This is a genomic window from Providencia sp. CIM-Carb-044 (assembly GCF_033901115.1).
GTDB classification, from domain to species: Bacteria; Pseudomonadota; Gammaproteobacteria; order Enterobacterales; family Enterobacteriaceae; genus Providencia; species Providencia hangzhouensis.
In genome coordinates, this window is the sequence record NZ_JAXADV010000099.1 from 1 (window position 1) to 241 (window position 241).

The following is a 241-nucleotide window of genomic DNA, read 5'->3' on the forward strand; positions in this document are numbered from 1 at the left end:
ATTGTCGAATTATCGTTATTAAAATCGCGCAATTTTACCATCGGAACGATTTCTGTCAGCTTGGCATATATGGCCAATTTCGGCGCTATTGATTTGTTGCCACAACTTTTACAGGAAGTTTATGGCTAAACGGCAACATGGGCAGGGCTCGCATAGGCGCCCATTGGCTTATTGCCTGTGATGTTCTCTGCTCCAGTGGCAAAATTATCCGATTTTCTCGATATTCGCTGGATAGTGACCT

At 44.0% G+C, this 241-nt stretch carries 1 pseudogene; it reads left to right on the top strand.

The features are described from left to right. Positions 1-241 (top strand): annotated as a pseudogene (locus tag SJ312_RS23465) (MFS transporter); the annotation flags it as partial.